Raw genomic sequence first — 12700 nt, forward strand, 5'->3', positions numbered from 1 at the left:
GCCCCTGCCGGCGCAAAGAAAATGCGCGCCCCCTGGGAGGAGGGCGCGCATCAGGGGTGACGTTGGGACTTCGGTAGAACTGGTAGGACTGGGCTAGGCGGCCCGGTCGAGCTCGCCGGTCCAGGTGCCAAGGGCGGCGAGCGAATTCATGCGGGCTCGGTGGGTGAAGGCGGCCTGCGCCTGCGGGAAGTTCTCGCGGCGGCCGGCCCAGGTGCGCAGCGCCACGTTCTGCAGCGCCCGGCCGTAGGAGAAGGTCAGCGGCCAAGGCTTGTTGGCGATCTGGTTCATCGCCGACAGGTGTGCGGTGGCTTCTTCATCGGTCTGGCCGCCCGAAAGGAAGGCAATGCCGGGTACGGCGGCGGGGACGTGCTCACGCAGCACGGCGACCGTACGCTTGGCGACGTCCTCGTAGCTTGGGCGTTCGCGCGAGTTGATGCCGGGAAGCACCATGTTGGGCTTGAGCAGCATGCCACCAAGATCGACGCCCGCCAGGCGCAGTTCCTTGAACACGTTTTCGAGGACCTCGCCGGTCACGCTGGCGCTGCGTTCCATGGAGTGATTGCCCGGGTCACCATCGCCAACCACTTCGGGTTCGACGATCGGCACGATGCCGGCCTCCTGGCAGAGAATGGCGTAGCGGGCCAGGGCGTGGGCATTGGCGCGGATGTTGTTGCGGGTGGGGGCGACGTCGTTGATGGTGATGACGGCGCGCCACTTCGCGAAGCCGGCGCCGAGCTGGGCGTAACGGGTCAGGCGCTGGCGCAGGCCATCAAGGCCCTCGGTGATCTTTTCGCCGCTGTCGCCCGGCATGGGGAAGGCGCCGCGGTCGACCTTGATGCCGGGGATGACATCGGCATCGGCGAGGATGGCGCGGAACGAGGTATTGTCGGCGGCGTGCTGCTCGAGCGTCTCCTCAGTGAGGATGACACCCGAGATGTAGTTGGTCATCGCCTCGGTTGAGCGGAACAGCATCTCGCGATAGTCGCGGCGCAAGTCGAGCGAATTGGGCAGGTTGATCTTGGCGAAGCGCTTGGCAATGGTGCCCTCGGACTCATCGGCGGCCAGGATTCCCTTGCCGGGCTCCATGAGCTTCTGGGCGATGGCATTGAGCGACTTCGTCATGAGCGAACCTCGGAGAATGGAACTGCCCCGAGATTAGACTTTCGTTTTTCGCCTTGCGATTAGACCTGTGGTTATGCGACGAAAGGTTGATGGAACCGCTGAGAGGCGGCGCCTTGCGCTACTTTTTCAACGCCTCTACGCCCGGCAGAGGCTTGCCTTCCATCCATTCGAGGAAGGCACCACCGGCGGTCGACACATAGGTGAAGGCGTCCTTGACTCCTGCATGGGCAAGGGCGGCGACGGTGTCGCCGCCGCCGGCCACCGAGATCAGCTTGCCATCATGGGTGCGCTTGGCGACGTACTTGGCGACAGCCACCGTGCCGGCATCGAAAGGGTTCATCTCGAAGGCGCCCAGCGGCCCGTTCCAGACGACGGTATGGGCATCGTCGATGGCGCCGATGATGCGCTCGATGGAGGAAGGCCCGATATCGAGGATCATGCCGTCATTGTCGATGGCATCGACGCCATAGAGGCGCGTAGGGGTGTCGGCCTTGAAGTGCCAGGCCACGACCGCGTCGATGGGCAGGATGATGGCGCAGCCGCTGTCGACAGCCTTGTCCATGATGCGCAGGGCGGTTTCGGCAAGATCCTTTTCAGCCAGCGACTTGCCCACGGCATAACCCTGGGCATGGAGAAACGTATTGGCCATGCCGCCGCCGATGACGAGGCCATCGACCTTCGTCACCAGGTTTTCGAGCAGATCGATCTTGCTTGAGACCTTGGCGCCGCCGACAACGGCGATCACCGGCTTCCTGGGCTTGCCCAGACCGGCTTCCAGCGCTTCAAGTTCAGCCTGCATGGCCAGGCCCGCGGCCGCCGGCAGCAGTCGCGCCAGCGCTTCGGTCGAGGCATGGGCGCGGTGGGCGGCCGAAAAGGCGTCGTTGACATAGACGTCGCCCAGGCTGGCCATGCGTTTGGCCAGCTCGGCATCATTGGCTTCCTCGCCGGGGTGGAAGCGGGTGTTTTCGAGGATCAGCACGGAGCCCGCAGGGGCTGAATCGATGGCCTTCTGCGCGGCGGAGACATCGTTCCAGTCGGTGGCGACAAAGCCGACAGGATGACCGGTTTCGTTGGCAACGGCTTCGCAGACCTGCTCGAGGGAGAATTCCGGATCGACCTTGCCCTTGGGGCGGCCGAAATGGCTCAGCAGGATCGCCTTGCCGTCATGCTTGACGATCTCGCGAATGGTGGGAACCAGGCGTTCGATGCGGGTGGCGTCGGTAACCTTGCCGTCGGCGACCGGCACGTTGAGATCGGCCCGGAGCAGCACGCGCTTGTTCTTGAGGTCGAGCTCGTCGAGGGTCTTTGTTGTCGCGGACATGGTAGGTCTCCCGGGGTATCTGGCCGTCGCCGTGGCGTAGCAGAGCCGGGCGGACGGGGGAAGCTCAACCGGGAGAAATCTCTGTCAGCCGGCCCGTTCGAACAGACCGGGATAGTCGACCACCAGCCGGTCGGCATCTACCTCGAGCAAGCGGTCGAAGCCATCGGCGTTCTGGAAGCGGAAGTGCGTGGCGTCGATCTGCGTATAGATCTGCTCGTCGCGCCGCACGGTCATTTCGTCGCCGTCGATCCATGCCATGGCGAAACGCTGCGGCTGGTCGATGACCCACTGGCAGCGCCACAGGGGCAGCGAATTGGTGAGCGGGGTCGGCCAGAGGTCGATGTCGAGGCAGTGGCGCAGGGCCGGCAGGGGCTCGGCGCGATCATCCGACCAATTGCCCGCTCCGTCCGAGAACAGTTCGAGCACCCGGCCGTCGGTTCGCTCGACGCGCACCGTACGCACGCGCTCGGTATCGTCGAGCTTGATGCGATAGAACAGGCCATAGCCGGGCGTAATCACCGTGCCGCGAATGCGGGTATCGCGTGGCGTCGATATGACGTGGCAATGTTCGAGAGTCACCGGGTCGAGGCCACGCCAGCGAATGGTTCGATCAAGGGACATGCTGCCTCCCACAAAAAAGGGCGCCCCATGGGACGCCCTTCAATATCTGCCTGATCCGGGCGACTACAGCGTCTTGCCCAGCGCGACGGCCGTGTCGGCCATGCGGTTGGAGAAGCCCCATTCGTTGTCGTACCAGGAGAGGACCGACACGAAATTGCCGTCCATCACCTTGGTCTGGTCGAAGGCCATGGTCGAGGAGTGGCTGTCGTGGTTGAAGTCGATCGAGACGTTGGGCTGGGTGGTGTAGCCCAGGATGCCCTTGAGTTCGCCATCGGCATACTTCTTGACCGCGGCGTTGATCTCGTCGGCCGTCACGGTGCGGCTGGAGATGAACTTGAAGTCAACGCAGGAGACGTTCGGGGTCGGCACGCGGATCGAGACACCGTCCAGCTTGCCCTTGAGTTCGGGCAGCACCAGGCCAATGGCCTTGGCGGCGCCGGTCGAGGTCGGGATCTGGCTCAGGGCAGCCGCGCGGCCGCGATAGAGATCCTTATGCATGGTGTCGAGCGTGGGCTGGTCACCGGTATAGGAGTGGATGGTGGTCATCATCCCCTTCTCGATGCCGAATTCCTTGTGCAGCACATAAGCTAGCGGGGCCAGGCAGTTGGTGGTGCACGAGGCGTTCGAGATGACCACGTCGTCCTTGGTCAGCGAAGCGTGGTTGATGCCATAGACGATGGTCTTGTCGGCGCCGTCGCCGGGGGCCGAGATGATCACCTTCTTGGCGCCGGCCTTGAGGTGGGCACTGGCCTTTTCCTTGGAGGTGAAGATGCCGGTGCATTCGAGGGCGATGTCGACATTCATGGCGGCATGCGGCAGCTCGGCCGGGTCGCGCACGGCCGTCACCTTGATCGGGCCGCGGCCCACGTCGATGGTGTCGCCGGCGACGGTCACGGTATGCGGGAAGCGGCCATGCACGCTGTCGAAGCGCAGCAGGTGCGCATTGGTTTCGACCGGGCCAAGATCGTTGATGGCCACCACTTCGATATCGGTGCGACCGGATTCGATGATGGCGCGCAGGACGTTGCGGCCGATGCGGCCAAAACCGTTGATGGCGACGCGGATTGCCATGTTTAGACGCTCCTAGGGAGGGAGTAGGGAAGGGAGAGCAGCGCCCTCTTACAACTGTGCGGTGACGGCTTCAACAACGGCATTCGCCGTAATACCAAAGTGGTCATAGAGCTTCTCGATCGGGCCGGAAGCACCAAAGCCGTGCATGCCGACGAACTTGCCCTTTTCGCCGAGCAGCTTGCTCCAGCTCATCTCGATACCGGCCTCGATGGCAACGCGGGCCTTGGCATTGCCATAGAGCTCGGCCTTGTAGCCGTCGGACTGCTTGGCCAGCAGCTCCATCGAGGGAACCGACACGACCTTGGCAGCAATGCCCTTCTCGCTGAGCGAGGCCAGGGCGGCGACGGCAATGGCGACTTCCGAGCCGGTGGCGAAGATGACCACATCGGCATTCTTGTCGCCGGCGATCACGTAAGCGCCCTTGGCCGACAGGTTTTCACTGACATATTCGGTGCGCAGAGCCGGCAGGTTCTGACGGCTGAGGGCCAGGATCGACGGTGCGGTGGTCGACTCAAGCGCCAGTTCCCAGCACTCGGCGGCCTCCATGGCATCAGCCGGGCGGAAGACCAGGAGATTCGGAATGGCACGCAGGGCGGTCAGGTGTTCCACCGGCTGGTGGGTCGGGCCGTCTTCACCCAGGCCGATCGAGTCATGGGTCATGACATAGATGGCGCGCTGTTCCATGAGCGCGGCTAGGCGGATCGAGGGGCGGGCATAGTCGGTGAAGACCATGAAGGTGCCGCCATAGGGGATGAGGCCGCCATGCAGGGCAACGCCGTTCATCGCCGCGGCCATTTCATGCTCGCGGATGCCGTACATCATGTAGCGGCCCAGGCGATTGTCGGCCTGGAAGGGGATCATTTCCTTGGTGTTGGTCAGGTTCGAATGCGTCAGGTCGGCCGAGCCGCCCAGCGTTTCGGGCAGCGCGGCATTGATGACGTCGAGCGCCATCTGGCTGGACTTGCGGGTCGCGACCTTCGGCTTGTCCTCGACCAGCTTGCGCTTGTAGGCGTCCATGGCCGACTTGAACTCGGCGGGCAGGTCACCCTTCATGCGGCGCTCGAACTCGGCCTTGTGGGCCGAGGCGGCCAGGCGCGACTGCCATTCGCCGCGGATGTTCTGCGAGCGCTTGCCGGCGGCGCGCCAGGTGTTGAGTACTTCGGTGGGAATTTCGAAGGCGGGATAGGTGATGCCCAGCGCAGCCTTGGCGCCGGCCAGTTCCTCGGCGCCGAGCGGGGAGCCATGCACCTTTTCGGTGCCCGACTTCTTGGGCGCGCCGAAGCCGATGGTCGTCTTGGCGGCGATCAGGGTCGGCTTGTCCGACTTCTTGGCGTCGTTCAGGGCCTTTTCGATGGCGTCCTGGTCATGGCCGTCGATCTCGATGGTGTTCCAGTGCACGGCCTTGAAGCGGGCGATCTGGTCGGTCGAATCCGAGTTGGAGACGGCGCCGTCGATGGTGATCGAGTTGTTGTCCCAGATCACGACGAGCTTGTTGAGCTTGAGGTGGCCGGCCAGCGCGATGGCTTCCTGGCTGATACCTTCCATGAGGCAACCGTCACCGGCCAGCACCCAAGTATAGTGGTCGACGAGGTCGGAACCGAATTCGGCGGCGAGCTTGGCTTCGGCGACGGCGAAGCCGACCGAATTGGCCAGGCCTTGGCCGAGCGGGCCGGTGGTGGTCTCGATGCCCTGGGCGAAATGATATTCGGGGTGGCCGGCGGTCTTGGAGCCAAGCTGGCGGAAGTTCTTGACCTGGTCGATGGTCATGTCCTCGTAGCCCAGGAGGTAGAGCGAGGAATAGAGCAGCATCGAGCCGTGGCCGGCCGACAGGATGAAGCGGTCGCGGTCAGCCCACTTGCTGTCGGCGGGATCGAACTTCATCACCTTGGTGAACAGCACCGTGGCGATATCGGCGCAGCCCATGGGCAGGCCGGGATGGCCGGAATTGGCTTTCTCGACCGCGTCCATGGAGAGGGAGCGGATCGCATTGGCCAAGTCGTTCTGCTGGGCGGTGTTCGTCATCGGGCTCGCGCTTTCATCAGGGCTGGATTTCTGGGGAGAAGAGGCGCGGAAAGCCTCCTCCCAAAGGCGGGCCTAGGGCATAACAGGTTCGCCTATCCTGTCAATGACAGTGCCGCCTTGCGCTCTGCCCATAAGGTTGCATTGCCGGCAGCGCTGGGGCAGGCTGGACCGGCTTGAATCGCCGTGGGCAGAGGACCGTAGTAGCAATGAGTGAGACGGAACTTGAAGACGGGCTGACTGCGGCCAATGCGCGTTTCGACCGCGCCATGGCCAGCCTGGACCAATCGGTGCGCAACCTGTCGACGCGCCTTCGGCAGCATAACCGCATCGAAGTCGACACGCAGCGCCTGGTGCATGAGCGGGCGCGCCTCGCCACCGAACTCGACAAGACGGCGGCACGCGCGAAGCGGCTCGATGACAGCGCCCATGACGTGTCGCGCCGCCTGGTCGAGGCGATGGAAACGGTTCGCGAAGTCCTGGCCAAGGCGGAGTAGTGCGGTGCCCGAAGTCAATGTCGAGATCAACGGCCGCAAATATCGCATGGCCTGCGAAGAGGGCCAGCAGCAGCACCTGATCGGGCTGGCCGAGCGGTTCAATACGCATGTCGAAGCGCTCAAGGGCGCGGTCGGCGAAATCGGCGATAACCGGCTTACCGTGATGGCCGGCATCGCCGTGGTGGACGAACTGGCGGAGGCCGAGAAGCGCATCAAGGCGCTCGAAACCGAAGTGCTGGTGCTGACCCGCGCGGGCCAGGAAGTCGCCGCCGAGATCGAGGCACTGGAAGTTAAGTTCGCCGCGAGACTGACCGATGCCGCCAAGGTGCTCGAAGGCGTCGCCGGCGTGCTGGACGAGGCGGCGCCGCTGCCGCTGGGCTGAGCGATGATGGCCGAGGCCCGGCAGTTGCCGAGCCTCGCCGGGAATGTCGTCAGACCGCGATCTTGCCGCCGCCCTGCTTGGTGATGGCGACGACCGACGGCCGCACCGGCATGGCGTCGTCGAAATCGGGCCAGCGGGTGGAGAGGTCCTCGTAGTAGGACACACGGCCGAAACCTTCCCAATCGTCGCCACCGTCGCCCGGATGCTGCACCGCCACGAAAGCGGTCTCGTCATCGGGTGTGAAGAGCGGGCCGCACATTTCGGCGCCCACCGGCACGCGGAAGAACAGCTTGGAGGTCGCACGCGCCGGTCCCTCGGTGTCGACGGCCCAGAGGCCATCGGTCCGGCCGGTGCCGGAGGGGCTGTTGCCGTCAGTCGAAACCCACAGGCGCCCAAGGGAGTCCACCGCGCAGTTGTCGGGCATGCCGAACCAGCCGTTGACGGTGGTGTCGGTAGAGAAGGTCGCGCCCACATCGGCGATCGAGGGATCGCCGCATTTGAGCAGGATTTCCCAGGTGCCATCGGCGGCGGCAAAGTCGCCGTCGGCTTCGGTGATTTCGATGATGTGGCCAAAGGCGTTTTCGGCGCGGGGGTTGGCCGCGTCTTCCTGGCCCGGCTCGCGGCGGGTATTGTTGGTCAGCATCACATAGACCTTGCCGTTGACGCCGTTGGGCTGGATGTCTTCGGGGCGGTCCATCTTGGTGGCGCCGAGAAGGTCGGCGGCACGGCGGGTCTCGATGATCACGTCTGCCTGGCTCGCAAAGCCGTTTTCGGCTGTCAGCGTACCTTCGCCATGCACCAGCGGCAACCACTGGATAGTACCGTCGTCGGCGAATTTGGCGACATGGAGCGTACCCTGGTCGAGCAGGTCCATGTTGGCGGCGCGGTCGTCGGGGTTGAACTTGCCCGCGGTCACGAACTTGTAGACATAGTCGAAGCGCTCATCGTCTCCCAGATAGAACACCACCCGACCGTCCTTGTTGACGATGGATTCGGCGCCTTCATGCTTGAAGCGGCCAAGGGCGGTGCGCTTCTTGGGAACCGAGTTGGGGTCCATCACGTCCACTTCGACGATGTAGCCGAAGCGATTGGGCTCGTTGGGCTCCTTGGACACATCGAAGCGATCATAGAAGTTGGCCCATTCATAGGACCCTTCCGGGATGCCGAGACGGTCGTAATTGGCGGCTTCGGGATGGTCGGCCGGCAGTTCACCGGCGAAGTAGCCGTGGATATTTTCCTCGGCCATCACATAGGTGCCCCAGGGCGTGACGCCACCGGCGCAATTGTTGACCGTGCCGAACACCTTGGTCCCGGTGGCATCGGCATTGGTCTTGAGCCGATCGTGGCCGGCGGCGGGGCCGGTCAGCTGCATCTCAGTCTCGGCGGTGATGCGGCGGTTGTACTGGCCGTCCTTGACCACCTGCCACTTGCCGTCGACCTTCCTGATCTCAACAATGGTGCCGCCATGGGCCATCAGCTCGACATCGACCTGTTCCTTGGTCAGCGGATTGAGCGTCATCTCGCCTTCCACCAGCGTCACCAGGCCCGGGAACATCAGGTGGGGGTTGGTGTATTCGTGGTTGACCACCAGCAGGCCATGCTCGGATGAACCTTCGAGCGGGATGTAGCCGACATAGTCGTTGTTGTAGCCGAACTGACGGGCCTGGGCCGCGGCGGTCTGTGCGGTAGGGTCGAATTCCGGCGCATCGGCAAAGATGGCATCGCCCCAGCGCAGCAGGATATCGGCATCATAGCCTTCGGCGACGTGGTGGGCCTCGTCGATGCCCGCTTCAACTTCGGTAAACGAAAAAGCCGAACCACTCTCCTCGGCGCGTGCATCCTGGGCGGTCAGCAGCGCCAGGGGGCTCACAGTGGCGGCAATGGCCGAAACGGCCAGCGAACCCTGGAGGAAACCGCGGCGCGAGAAGCGCGCGGAAATCAGTTCGCCCATGGTGGGATTGGCGGTGTGGTTGCGCGGCGCGGCATCGGCCGCTTCCAGCTGCGATGTCTTGAAGATCGTCTGGTCGTTCATCGGGATTGCCCCTTCAACAGCAAGGATGGACGTTCGTTTTGGAACTGTTCCAGCCTAGAAAGGGCGGATGACGCTCACGTGACAGGGCGATGACACATCGACAGCGCTTCGTTGGCGGGTGCAGGGCCTTTGCACAACCGGCCAAAGCGCCTATATCTAGCGCGCTGCCCGGTGCGTGATGGATACCAATATCCCCGGGGCCTTATCGATCCTTAAGGGAGCTGTCCCTGACCGGGCCCGTGGGCTCGGACATACGGCGCCCACCTACGTGAGTAGGTTCCCGGGATCGTATATCCCACGGCCAGGGTGGCACCTTATTGACTGAGCAGGTTGCAGCACGCCCATGGTTGACGCGTTGATCGAAGAAGCCAAGGCAGCGCTGCGAAACCGGGCTCGCGCGGCGCGCGCCTCGCTCGATCACGGCGAGCGCGCCGATGCCGCGGTTGCGGCGGCGCAGCACTTCTTCAATGCCGTCCCGCTGCAGGCGGGCGACGTGGTAGCCGCCTATTGGCGCATTCGCGATGAACTCGATTGCCAGCCCATTCTGGTCAAGCTGATGGACAGCAACCAGAAGGTCGTGCTGCCGGTGGTGGTGGGGCCGGAGCAGCCGCTTGACCTGCGGGTCTGGGAGCCCGGGGCCTCGCTCTATGAATCCGGCTTCGGCACATTGGCGCCCTCCGACCTGGCGCCGCGGGCGGAGCCGGATATCGTCCTCATGCCGCTGCTGGGCTTTGACGCCCGAGGCACGCGCCTGGGTTATGGTGGCGGCTATTACGATCGCACGCTGGCGCGCCTGAGCAAGAAGCCCAGGCTGGTTGGCCTGGCCTTTGCGGCGCAGGAGCTCGACCGGATTCCGCGCGAGCCGCATGACGTGCCCCTCGACATGATCGTCACCGAGGCCGGTGTCCGCCATTTCGGCGCTGCGGCATGAGGCTCCTGTTTCTGGGCGATGTGGTGGGCCGCTCCGGCCGCGATGGCGTGGCCGAACGTCTGCCTGGTATCATCGAGCGCTACAAGTTCGACTTCGTGGTCATCAATGGCGAGAATGCCAGCCATGGGCGCGGGCTGACCGAGCCGCATTTCCATGGCCTGCGCGATGCCGGCGCCGACATCGTTACACTGGGCGACCACGCCTTCGACCAGCGCGACACGCTGAGCTATATCGAGCGCGAAAATTCGCTGATCCGCCCGATCAACATGCCCCAGGGAACCCCCGGGCGCGGCGCCATGTTCGTCGAGGGCCGCAACGGGCATCGCGTGCTGGTCATCAATGCCCTGGGGCGGGTGTTCATGGGCCCGGTCGATGATCCATTCCGCGCCGTGGAAGCGGCGGTGGCTGCCTGTCCGCTGGGCGAGCAGGCCGATGCCATCATTGTCGATTTCCATACCGAGGCGACTTCGGAAATCCAGGGCATGGGCTTTTACATGGATGGACGGGTGAGCCTGGTGGTCGGCACCCACACTCACATCCCCACCTCGGACCAGCGCATCCTCAAGGGTGGCACGGCGCTGATGGCCGATGCCGGCATGTGCGGCGATTTCGATTCCATCATCGGGGTCGATCCCGAGGAGCCGCTCAACCGGTTCCTGACCGGCATTGCCAACGGCCGCTTCACGCCTGCCGAGGGCGAGGCGACCTTATGCGGGGTGGCGGTCGAGACCGACCCGCGCACCGGGCTCGCCGCCAAGGTGCTGCCGGTGCGTATCGGCGGCACGCTGGCGCAGGCATTGCCCGAGTTCTAGCCCGCTTCACAAGTGGCCCCGGCTTGCCTATAACGCGCCACCACAATCCAGCATTCTTATTCGAGGGGAGTGACCGATGGCCGGCCATTCACACGCCAAAAACATCATGCACCGCAAAGGCAAGTCCGACGCGGCGCGCTCCAAGGTCTTTTCCAAGCTGGCGCGAGAAATCACCGTCGCCGCCAAGCTGGGCATGCCGGACCCTGCCTTCAACGCCCGCCTGCGCCTTGCGGTGGCCAATGCGCGCGCGCAGTCCATGCCCAAGGACAATATCGACCGCGCCATCAAGAAGGCATCGGGCGGCGACGGCGAGAACTATGACGAGATCCGCTATGAGGGTTATGGCCCGGGCGGCGTCGCTATCATCGTCGAAACGCTGACCGACAACCGCAACCGCACCGCCTCCAACGTCCGCTCGTATTTCTCCAAGAATGGCGGCGCCATGGGCGAAACCAACTCGGTCGGCTTCATGTTCGACAAGGTGGGCGAAATTACCTACCCGCTGAGCGCCGGCTCGGAAGACAAGGTGATGGAAGCCGCCATCGAGGCCGGTGCCGACGACGTCGAGAGCGACGAAGAGGGCCACTACATCACCACCAGCTTCGAAGCGATGGTTGAAGTGGCCGCGGCGCTAGAAAAGGTGCTGGGCGAGGCCGAGTCGGTCAAGGCCGTGTGGAAGCCGCAGACCAATACGCCGATCGACGCCGAAAAGGGCGCCACGCTGATGAAGCTTATCGCGACGCTCGAGGAAGACGACGACGTGCAGAACGTCTATTCGAACTTCGAGATGAGTGACGAGGACGCGGCCAAGCTCGAAGCCTGATGCCGTGACGGCCTGACACGCGGGCGGTGCCACCAGGCGCCGCCCTTTTTCATGCGCTGCGGCGGAGGTCGATCACCGGATGGTCGTTGACATGGACGACGGTCACGCGATTACGCCCGGTCTGCTTGGCGCCATAGAGGCGCTGGTCGGCGATCCGGAACAGTTCGGAAAAGCCGGCGGGACCTTCGAAGGCGACTCCGCCAATGCTGACCGACAGCGTACGCTGTTGTCCGTCGGGCGCAAAGACCGCCAGGTTTACCGAGCGGCGGATGCGCTCGGCGATCGCTTCGGCACTGCGCTGGTCGACATCGGGCAGATAGACCCCGAATTCCTCGCCGCCCATGCGGCCAACAAGGTCGCCCGACCGAAGAATGGTGCGAATGGAGCGGGCGATGATGGTCAGGGCTTCATCGCCGGCATCGTGGCCGAAGAGGTCATTGATCGACTTGAAATTGTCCGCATCGATCATCAACAGCGCGCCATTGGTGCCATGCGGTCGTTGCGCCAGCAGGGTGCTCACCCTGTTGGTGAAGGCGCCCCGGTTGAGGCAGGCGGTCAGGCTGTCGGTTCGCGCGACCAGTCCCAGCCGCAGATTGGTGATCGCCAGGCCGCGTACACGCAGGCTCATATAGAAGAACAATGGCAGGCCCAGCAGCACGGGGAGCGTGACTGCACTGATGATGGAGCGCTGCAATGCCGCCGAACCCAGATCGCCGAACATCAGCGCGTTGAATGTCACCGAGACCAGGACACAGGCCCCGGTACCGAACAGGGTCCAACGGCCAACGCTGGACCAGCTTTGCAGGGCAGTCAAAGTCTTGGAGGGCATCATTGCAATTCTCTGGGCTTTGAATGGAGCAGTCAGGCGGCGCGGGTCTCCCGGCGTCCGCAGATCATGGCCATGCGGCCGCAGCCGAGGACGTCGGTTCGGGTGAAATGCCGGCCGTGCCCGCGCCCGCACCTGAGATGGGTGGACGGCTGCCCAGCCCGGCTGGCTCCGGAAGGTCCAGATAAAGGTCCATCATGACTCGCCTCTGCATTCCCGCCTGGACCGTAAGGGCGACGACTT

At 64.1% G+C, this 12700-nt stretch carries 12 protein-coding genes and 1 other RNA gene; 6 read left to right on the forward strand and 7 right to left on the reverse strand.

Features of this window, described 5'->3' with window-relative positions; all coding sequences use genetic code 11:
* Window positions 1-93: 93 nt before the first annotated feature.
* From JI749_RS05985 to tkt, 5 genes are all read right to left on the reverse strand, one after another.
* Window positions 94-1122, reverse strand: coding sequence for a class I fructose-bisphosphate aldolase (locus tag JI749_RS05985; protein WP_201660722.1), 1029 nt, complete (start codon window positions 1120-1122; stop codon window positions 94-96).
* 118 nt (window positions 1123-1240) lie between these two features.
* A complete protein-coding gene (locus JI749_RS05990) occupies window positions 1241-2443 on the reverse strand; it encodes a phosphoglycerate kinase (protein WP_201660725.1) in 1203 nt (400 codons plus the stop codon).
* Window positions 2444-2527: 84 nt separating this feature from the next.
* Window positions 2528-3064 carry a putative glycolipid-binding domain-containing protein gene (locus tag JI749_RS05995; protein WP_201660728.1) on the reverse strand — a complete coding sequence of 179 codons (537 nt, stop codon included), beginning with the start codon at window positions 3062-3064 and terminating at the stop codon, window positions 2528-2530.
* Window positions 3065-3127: 63 nt separating this feature from the next.
* The gene (gene gap / locus JI749_RS06000; protein ID WP_201660747.1) at window positions 3128-4135 is read right to left on the reverse strand and encodes a type I glyceraldehyde-3-phosphate dehydrogenase; all 1008 of its coding nucleotides are present in this window, start codon (window positions 4133-4135) and stop codon (window positions 3128-3130) included.
* A 48-nt stretch (window positions 4136-4183) separates the two neighbouring features.
* Complete coding sequence (gene tkt / locus JI749_RS06005; RefSeq protein WP_201660751.1) at window positions 4184-6157, reverse strand: transketolase; 1974 nt, start codon at window positions 6155-6157, stop codon at window positions 4184-4186.
* Window positions 6158-6363: 206 nt separating this feature from the next.
* Between tkt and JI749_RS06010 the strand changes: the two genes are divergently transcribed.
* Together JI749_RS06010 and JI749_RS17520 are read left to right on the forward strand one after the other, a co-directional pair.
* Window positions 6364-6651: a DUF4164 family protein gene (locus tag JI749_RS06010; RefSeq protein WP_201660754.1), complete on the forward strand. Its 288-nt coding sequence runs from the start codon at window positions 6364-6366 to the stop codon at window positions 6649-6651.
* Window positions 6652-6655: 4 nt separating this feature from the next.
* Window positions 6656-7033: a cell division protein ZapA gene (locus tag JI749_RS17520; protein WP_201660757.1), complete on the forward strand. Its 378-nt coding sequence runs from the start codon at window positions 6656-6658 to the stop codon at window positions 7031-7033.
* A 49-nt stretch (window positions 7034-7082) separates the two neighbouring features.
* On the opposite strand, the gene JI749_RS06020 is transcribed toward JI749_RS17520, so the two are convergent.
* The gene (locus tag JI749_RS06020; protein ID WP_201660760.1) at window positions 7083-9065 is read right to left on the reverse strand and encodes a PhoX family protein; all 1983 of its coding nucleotides are present in this window, start codon (window positions 9063-9065) and stop codon (window positions 7083-7085) included.
* A 158-nt stretch (window positions 9066-9223) separates the two neighbouring features.
* On the opposite strand from JI749_RS06020, the gene ssrS reads away from it, so the two are divergent.
* From ssrS to JI749_RS06040, 4 genes are all read left to right on the forward strand, one after another.
* Window positions 9224-9382, forward strand: a non-coding RNA gene (gene ssrS, locus JI749_RS06025) — 6S RNA.
* A 26-nt stretch (window positions 9383-9408) separates the two neighbouring features.
* Window positions 9409-9996 carry a 5-formyltetrahydrofolate cyclo-ligase gene (locus JI749_RS06030; RefSeq protein WP_201660763.1) on the forward strand — a complete coding sequence of 196 codons (588 nt, stop codon included), beginning with the start codon at window positions 9409-9411 and terminating at the stop codon, window positions 9994-9996.
* Window positions 9993-10808 carry a TIGR00282 family metallophosphoesterase gene (locus JI749_RS06035; protein ID WP_201660766.1) on the forward strand — a complete coding sequence of 272 codons (816 nt, stop codon included), beginning with the start codon at window positions 9993-9995 and terminating at the stop codon, window positions 10806-10808. Before JI749_RS06030 ends, JI749_RS06035 begins: the two co-directional genes overlap by 4 nt.
* 76 nt (window positions 10809-10884) lie before the next feature.
* The gene (locus tag JI749_RS06040) at window positions 10885-11631 is read left to right on the forward strand and encodes a YebC/PmpR family DNA-binding transcriptional regulator (protein WP_201660769.1); all 747 of its coding nucleotides are present in this window, start codon (window positions 10885-10887) and stop codon (window positions 11629-11631) included.
* A gap of 49 nt (window positions 11632-11680) precedes the next feature.
* Here the strand turns inward: JI749_RS06040 and JI749_RS06045 are convergent, their stop codons facing one another.
* Window positions 11681-12460 (reverse strand): GGDEF domain-containing protein, encoded by a 780-nt coding sequence (locus JI749_RS06045; protein WP_201660772.1) that lies wholly within the window; start codon window positions 12458-12460, stop codon window positions 11681-11683.
* Window positions 12461-12700 lie beyond the last annotated feature (240 nt).

It is taken from the genome of Devosia oryziradicis, from assembly GCF_016698645.1.
Taxonomy (GTDB): Bacteria; Pseudomonadota; Alphaproteobacteria; order Rhizobiales; family Devosiaceae; genus Devosia; species Devosia oryziradicis.

What these genes read in the sequence shown, in the direction of transcription:
- JI749_RS06045 (WP_201660772.1), bottom strand. Translation starts at nt 12,460, where the DNA reads ATGCCCTCCAAGACTTTGACTGCCCTGCAAAGCTGGTCCAGCGTTGGC.
- JI749_RS06030 (WP_201660763.1), top strand. Translation starts at nt 9,409, where the DNA reads ATGGTTGACGCGTTGATCGAAGAAGCCAAGGCAGCGCTGCGAAACCGG.
- tkt (WP_201660751.1), bottom strand. Translation starts at nt 6,157, where the DNA reads ATGACGAACACCGCCCAGCAGAACGACTTGGCCAATGCGATCCGCTCC.
- JI749_RS06035 (WP_201660766.1), top strand. Translation starts at nt 9,993, where the DNA reads ATGAGGCTCCTGTTTCTGGGCGATGTGGTGGGCCGCTCCGGCCGCGAT.
- JI749_RS06040 (WP_201660769.1), top strand. Translation starts at nt 10,885, where the DNA reads ATGGCCGGCCATTCACACGCCAAAAACATCATGCACCGCAAAGGCAAG.
- gap (WP_201660747.1), bottom strand. Translation starts at nt 4,135, where the DNA reads ATGGCAATCCGCGTCGCCATCAACGGTTTTGGCCGCATCGGCCGCAAC.
- JI749_RS05990 (WP_201660725.1), bottom strand. Translation starts at nt 2,443, where the DNA reads ATGTCCGCGACAACAAAGACCCTCGACGAGCTCGACCTCAAGAACAAG.
- JI749_RS06020 (WP_201660760.1), bottom strand. Translation starts at nt 9,065, where the DNA reads ATGAACGACCAGACGATCTTCAAGACATCGCAGCTGGAAGCGGCCGAT.
- JI749_RS05995 (WP_201660728.1), bottom strand. Translation starts at nt 3,064, where the DNA reads ATGTCCCTTGATCGAACCATTCGCTGGCGTGGCCTCGACCCGGTGACT.
- JI749_RS05985 (WP_201660722.1), bottom strand. Translation starts at nt 1,122, where the DNA reads ATGACGAAGTCGCTCAATGCCATCGCCCAGAAGCTCATGGAGCCCGGC.
- JI749_RS06010 (WP_201660754.1), top strand. Translation starts at nt 6,364, where the DNA reads ATGAGTGAGACGGAACTTGAAGACGGGCTGACTGCGGCCAATGCGCGT.